Annotated in this window: 6 protein-coding genes; 2 read left to right on the plus strand and 4 right to left on the minus strand. The window is 55.3% G+C overall.

Annotated elements, in window-relative coordinates; all coding sequences use genetic code 11:
- Positions 1–33 precede the first annotated feature (33 nt).
- Entirely contained in the window at positions 34–564 is a 531-nt protein-coding gene (locus BEN30_RS13910) for a flagellar basal body-associated FliL family protein (RefSeq protein ID WP_069958936.1), read from the plus strand.
- A gap of 14 nt (positions 565–578) precedes the next feature.
- On the opposite strand, the gene prfB is transcribed toward BEN30_RS13910, so the two are convergent.
- The 3 genes from prfB to BEN30_RS13925 all read right to left on the minus strand — a co-directional run bounded on the left by prfB (position 579) and on the right by BEN30_RS13925 (position 3,768).
- Positions 579–1,707, minus strand: a protein-coding gene (prfB, locus tag BEN30_RS13915; RefSeq protein WP_139135042.1) for a peptide chain release factor 2 whose coding sequence is annotated in 2 segments (ribosomal slippage) — positions 579–1,637 and positions 1,639–1,707 — 1,128 coding nt in all. Because the reading frame shifts where the segments join, the coding sequence is not laid out codon by codon here.
- 80 nt (positions 1,708–1,787) lie between these two features.
- On the minus strand, positions 1,788–3,125 hold the full coding sequence (gene hisS / locus BEN30_RS13920) for a histidine--tRNA ligase (RefSeq protein WP_069958938.1): 1,338 nt from the start codon (positions 3,123–3,125) through the stop codon (positions 1,788–1,790).
- Between the two features lie 91 nt (positions 3,126–3,216).
- On the minus strand, positions 3,217–3,768 hold the full coding sequence (locus tag BEN30_RS13925; RefSeq protein WP_069958939.1) for a HEAT repeat domain-containing protein: 552 nt from the start codon (positions 3,766–3,768) through the stop codon (positions 3,217–3,219).
- Between the two features lie 201 nt (positions 3,769–3,969).
- Between BEN30_RS13925 and BEN30_RS13930 the strand changes: the two genes are divergently transcribed.
- On the plus strand, positions 3,970–5,406 hold the full coding sequence (locus BEN30_RS13930) for a peptidoglycan-binding protein (protein WP_170827067.1): 1,437 nt from the start codon (positions 3,970–3,972) through the stop codon (positions 5,404–5,406).
- Here the strand turns inward: BEN30_RS13930 and BEN30_RS13935 are convergent, their stop codons facing one another.
- Positions 5,407–5,928, minus strand: a complete 522-nt coding sequence (locus tag BEN30_RS13935; protein WP_170827068.1) for a tetratricopeptide repeat protein — start codon at positions 5,926–5,928, stop codon at positions 5,407–5,409.
- Between the last annotated feature and the right edge of the window lie 322 nt (positions 5,929–6,250).

Raw genomic sequence — 6,250 nt, forward strand, 5'->3', positions numbered from 1 at the left:
CCCTTTTTATGATGGCCACAAGGACCAAAACCGATGAGCGACACGGCTAAAGGCAAACCCGCCCCCCTCCCTGCTGAGCCCCCTGCAGAGGATGAAGTGGCTCCAGAAGCTCCCAAAGGCAAGCTGGCGGGAAAGATGAAATATATCATCATCGGTTTAGGGGCTTTGGTTTTGATCGGTGGCGGCGCAGGGGTTTATTTTTCCGGCATTTTGCACGTGGAAAAAGCTCACGAGACCACCGTCATGCTGCCCGGACCGCCCGTGTATTACGAACTTCCCCGCATCACCGTGGACATAAAGCCCACCGAAAGGCGGGCGCGTCCGTTTATCCGCCTAGGCATGCAGGTCGAGCTGCAAGGCGAAAGCGCAAAATTGGCCTTTGTGGCAAACGAAGTCAAAATCATGGACTCCATTCAGGCTCAACTGCGCGCCACCACCCCCGATGAACTGAGCGGCGAAGAAGGCACACAGCGCCTGCGTGAAGACATCCTCATCATCATCAACCGCATCATTAAGCCGGAAATCGCCATCACGGTGCTGTACAAAGAAATCTTCATTCGCTGACTTGGGGTTAGACCCTAGTCGATGTCTTGAATGTCCGCGCTACCGCCCTTAACCCGGTGCGCCAGGGCGGCTTCCATGAACTGATCCAAATCGCCGTCGAGCACGGCTCCGGTGCTGGAGGTTTCCACACCGGTGCGCAAATCCTTGACCATCTGGTAGGGCTGCAACACGTAAGAACGGATTTGGTGGCCCCAGCCGATGTCGGTTTTGGCGTCGTGTTCCGCCTGAGACGCTTCTTCCCGACGCCGCAGTTCCGCCTCATACAAGCGCGCATTCAACATTTTGTAAGCGGCAGCGCGGTTCTTGTGCTGGGAGCGGTCGCTTTGACACTGCACCACAATGCCGGACGGAATGTGGGTGATGCGCACGGCGGAATCGGTCTTGTTGATGTGCTGTCCGCCCGCACCGCTGGCGCGATAGGTATCGACCCGCAAATCCTTATCGTCATAGGCGATTTCAATGTCGTCGTCGATTTCGGGATAGACCCAGACGGAGGAAAAGCTGGTGTGGCGCCGGGCACTGGAATCGTAGGGCGAAATGCGCACCAAACGGTGCACGCCGCATTCGGTTTTCATCCACCCATAGGCGTTGTCGCCGGAAATTTTGATGGTGGCCGATTTGATGCCCGCTTCTTCACCGGCACTTTCTTCCAGCCATTCGGTTTTGTAGCCGTGTTGTTCGGCCCAGCGCACATACATGCGCGTAATCATTTCCGCCCAGTCTTGGGCTTCGGTACCGCCCGCGCCCGCGTGGACTTCCAAATAACAATTGTTGGCGTCGGCTTCGCCGGACAACAAGGTCTGCAATTCAGCCTTGGCGGCCCGGTCGCGGGCGGCGATAAGGGCGTTTTCGGCCTCCGTGACGATGCCCGCATCGTCTTCGGCCTCACCCATTTCAATCAGTTCAAGATTGTCGACCAGATCGGATACCAAAGCGTCGATTTCTTTGATCAACCCGTCCAGCTTGGTGCGCTCTTTCATCAAAGCTTGGGCCTTGGCGGCGTCGTTCCACAGCTCAGGCTCTTCGGCCAGGGCGTTCAGTTCTTCAAGACGCAGAACAGCTTGGTCGTAGTCAAAGATGCCTCCTCAGCAGTTCCAGCGACTGCTTGAGGTCTTGAGTAACGGTTTCGATCTCGGCGCGCATGTGCGTCGGTCCTTTTCGGTGAAAATGGTTGAGGCTTTGTACCCGCAACACCCCTTTGGCACAAGAGTGGAACGGCGTCTTTAGGGTTTCCAGGTCTCGATATCTGCGACGGCCTGCTCACCCGTGATCATGTCTTTGATTTCATGATTGGGCTGTTCGGCATTGGCCGGGAACCACACATACGGGATGCCTTTGCGCGATGCGTATTTCATTTGTGCCTTAAGCGATTTGGCTTCGTGATACATCTCGACCTTAAAGCCGCGTTCACGGAGCTTGCGCGACGTCACCGCCAAATCGGTGCGCGACGATCCCGGCAGGCACGCCACCATCACATCGGTGGGGCACTTGGCGCCAATTTCGATGCGACCCTCTTTAACCAACTTGGAAAAAATCCGCGAAAAGCCGATGGAAATGCCCACACCTGGCAGTTTTTGACGCGAATACGATCCCACCAAATTGTCGTAACGCCCGCCCGCGCACACCGTCGGGAAATCGGGATAATCGACCAATTTGCCTTCGTAAACCGTGCCGGTGTAATAGTCGAAGCCGCGCGCAATGGACATGTCGGCCATGACCGAACCCTCTGGCAAGTGAGCCAATTCCAGCATAACGAAGGTGAGCTCTTCCAAGCCCGCTTCCAGTTGTTCATTTTCAATGCCGAACGCCCGGACCTCGTCGGCGAAGGACGCGTCCAGGGTTTGGATGGATGCCAGCTCGACGCATTTTTTCGCCACCGATTGCGCCAGACCCAGCTCTCCCGTCAAACCCTCGATCACGCCGTCGTGGCCGATTTTGTCGAGCTTGTCGGCGATGCGGATCGCGCCCACGATGTCTTCGATGCCCAGTCCCTGATAGAACCCTTGCAAGATTTTGCGGTTGTTGATGTGCAGACACACCGGACCGACGCCCAAGCGGCTCAACACATCCAGAGTCATTTCGGGAATTTCGGCGTCAAAGTGCAGCGAAACTTCATCCATGTCGATGACGTCGATGTCGCACTGATAAAATTCCCGCAAACGGCCTTCTTGGGGCCGTTCGCCGCGCCAGCAGCGCTGCATCTGGTAGCGCTTGAACGGGAACACCAAGTCGCCGAAGTGTTGGGCAACGTAGCGCGCCATCGGCACGGTCAAGTCGTAGTGCAGCGCCAAGCGTCCGCCCTCTTCTTCCCCCGGCTCAGCAGCCAGGCGGCGCAGGCCGTAAATTTCTTTGTCCGCATCGCCCCCTTTGGCGGCCAACACCTCAATCTCTTCCACCGACGGGGTTTCGATGGAACAAAAGCCGTAAGATTCAAATGCAGCGCGAATGTCGTCCATCCACCGCAATTCCACCAAACGCACCTCGGGCAGCCATTCCAAAAAGCCCGAAATGGGGCGCGGTTTGTAAACGCTGGTTTTGGCGCTGTCGGTTTTGCTGCTCATGGTGTTTTTGCGTTCCGTCTGAATCTAAAAGGGGCACTGGAGGCGCTATTTGTATCTGAGTGGCCGCACCAATCAAGGTTTAATGCAGTGTTTAGTGCAGTTCGGCATCGCCGGAGGCCGCTTTCAGGCGCTCCAAAGGCCCCTTCAGTTTGCGCGCCCGCGCTTTGAGGGCGGGAATTGAGCCAGCCAGTGCAAGTTCCATCATCTTCAAGGTCTCATCGATCAGGCTTGTGTCCTTATGGGCCAAATCAAACATGCCTTGCAGGGCCGCCGTGCGCACGATGCGGCTGTCGGCACGCTGGAACCAGCGCGTGAAAATTGCCGCCAAGGCAAATATTTCATCCCCTTGCAAATCAAGGCGCGTCACCATCTCCGCCAAGTGCCAGCGAACCTCGTTTTGCTGGGCGACTTCGATCAAGTCGATCAAATAGTCCTTATGCGGGGCCAACAACGGGGCGTGTTGCACGGTGGCCTTTTCCAACGCGTCCGCCGCCCGCATGCGCACGGCCGGATTGGCATGCGACATCAAATCCACCAATTCATTGATGTGCTGAGGCTTGCCGAGGGCCAAACGCACCGCATCGGCCACCCGTCCAATGGTGCGCTGATCGCCATCGTTCAACAAATTCAGCATCTTGCCCATAGCCGTCCTCAGCAGAACCCCAATCTGTCCGGGGCTTTAAGACTAGCATAATCGCCGCGCATAAACAGCACGGGAGCAGTATACGACCGCTCGCAATTTGCCCAATAAAGGTATTTATTCCCCTTTTCCTTGACTTTGTTCCTGTTTTGTGCTCATGTGCAAAAACCAACGCCCTCTCACCCCAAAATGGAATTCTGCGCGATGTTTTCAAATTTTATGCAAAATCTCGGCGGCTCGCTGCTCGGCGATTCAAAGTCCACGTTGAACTTGAGCAATGCCTTGGACGATGGTCCCGAAATTTCCCAAAGCGTCGGACTGAAGGGAAAAAATGCCCCGAAGGACATCGCCAAGGTGGAAACCTTACTGGGCGCACACCAAGCCCTCGACTTAAGCAAGACAGATGGTCCCACCGGCTATATGGGCCAGCGTCTGGATCAAGGAATCAAACGTTTTCAAAAAAGCAACGGCCTGAAAATCGATGGCGTCATTAATCCGGGTGGAGAAACAATCCAAGCGTTGACCAAGAACTTGGCTCACAATGCAACGGCACCAAGCCCCGCACCTGCCACCCCCGCAATCGCTCCCATTACGCCCGCCTCTCAGAACGGTACAAAAGCCGAAGCCTCCTCCATGCCCTCCGCAGGCTCTGCAAACGATGCTTACGGCAACACGCCCGTCGGACGACGCATTCAAGCCCGCAAGACTGTGGGAGAGCGCAACGTGACAGACGTCTTGCGCAAAGGGGTCAATTTGCTGATCGACAAAACCCAAAAAACCACGGACCCGCGATTTGCCAAGGAATTGGACATCCATCACAACGGCACGGCGATCGAACGCAAAAAGCTCTACGACGACCTTACGGAAATCATGGATAAAAACCCCACGCTCTACGACCAACTTCCCGAAGAACTGAAAAACAGCCGGACACAATTTTACATGACCCGACAAAATCCATTTGTTTCGCGCCGCTCCGATGGACAGCCCGTTGATCAAATCGGCATGAACCGCTCTGCCATCGAAACGGCCAACGAGACCACGGCAAACCATTATGAACTGCAAACGGCCATACAGCCCGCGCTGGAGGTCGCCAACAACATCATCAATGGCGCAGACATCATGAGCGGCGTTATCGATTGGGATACGGAACAAAAGCGCTTGGAACGCATTCAGAACCTCACGCCCAACAGCACAAAATTCACCCGAAATGCAACGGCTGTGCGCTCAAGCGTGAGCAATGTCGCAAATGCGGCGGGCACGGCAGCGGAAATGGTGCCCGGCGTGGGAAAACTTGCAAAGGCCCCCTTTGTGGCAGCCGACTCCCTCAAAAACATGGGCGAAATCGCCCACGATCTCGCAAAATCCGGCGTATCACCTACGGGCCAAAGGATCGGCGCTTACGCCGTTGGCCTGACGTCCGCCTTTGGCGGCAAAGGCACCCGAAAGGCCTTAAAGCCCGTCCTGGATCGCCTCAACTCAACCCTTGTCAAAAAGTTCGGCCTCAACCTGTCGCGCCTCACACCAGCAGAGTTCGTCGCCATCAACAAACACCTCATGGACGAAGGGCTCACCCTAGGGGCGCAGGGGTTGGTGATGACGGTGGGTGAAGGTGCAGTAAAGGAGAAAACCGAAGAAAACTAACTAATCACAATAATCATCAGGCTTATCAAGCCAGCCAACCATGACCACAAAACAGACCAAATCAATTGCGGTAAGGTCTGGCACGAGAATGCCCTCGCCATTGGCCCACATCAAAGCCTTCGCTTTGACACTGCCATTGGCGGCGGCTTTTTGTGCCCAGTACAAATATTTTTTTCTATCTCTGTGCAAAAAATATGCAGCAAGGCTCGCCTGAGCATTTTTGTTATCTTGTTCTGCCGCTTTCAATGACCATTTGAGAGCAAATTTATTATTTTGGGGGCGACCACTCCCTTGAAAATAACAAATGCTCAAATTCAACTGAGCCGAAACATACCCGCGCTCCGCCGCGCGCTCGTACCAATCGCAAGCTTGAACACGATCCTTCTCGAAACCCTTAACCTTGGAATACATCAGACCAATCATGTTTTCGGCCTTGGCATGACCCTTTTCGGACAAGGACAGAAAAATCGCCTTGGCGCGAACGTAGTCGCCCGCTTCATAAGCCGCTTCACCTGCGGCCATGGCGGCGTCTTGCTGCGGATCGCCCGTCGGCCACTCCGCCGCACGTGCGTCCGTCAACGGAACCCCGGTAAAAACCAGAACCATCAGGACAGCGAAAATGGATTTGATCGTCGCAACCATAAAAAGAACTTAGCGCACCGGGCGTTGGTCCGGCAAGAGGCCATGCTTCGTCAAGAAATTCGGCCTCAACCTGTCGCGCCTCACACCAGAAGAGTTCGTCACCATCAACAAACACCTCATGGACGAAGGCCTCACATTGGGGGCAAAGGGGCTAGCACTTACACTGGAACATGGCAAAACTGCGGAGAAAACGGAAGAAAAC

The organism is Magnetovibrio blakemorei (genome assembly GCF_001746755.1).
In the GTDB taxonomy this organism is placed as follows: Bacteria; Pseudomonadota; Alphaproteobacteria; order Rhodospirillales; family Magnetovibrionaceae; genus Magnetovibrio; species Magnetovibrio blakemorei.

Excerpts from the sequence above, each read along its gene's own strand:
- BEN30_RS13910 (WP_069958936.1), top strand. The coding sequence starts at position 34 with ATGAGCGACACGGCTAAAGGCAAACCCGCCCCCCTCCCTGCTGAGCCC.
- hisS (WP_069958938.1), bottom strand. The coding sequence starts at position 3,125 with ATGAGCAGCAAAACCGACAGCGCCAAAACCAGCGTTTACAAACCGCGC.
- BEN30_RS13925 (WP_069958939.1), bottom strand. The coding sequence starts at position 3,768 with ATGGGCAAGATGCTGAATTTGTTGAACGATGGCGATCAGCGCACCATT.
- BEN30_RS13930 (WP_170827067.1), top strand. The coding sequence starts at position 3,970 with ATGTTTTCAAATTTTATGCAAAATCTCGGCGGCTCGCTGCTCGGCGAT.
- BEN30_RS13935 (WP_170827068.1), bottom strand. The coding sequence starts at position 5,928 with ATGGCCGCAGGTGAAGCGGCTTATGAAGCGGGCGACTACGTTCGCGCC.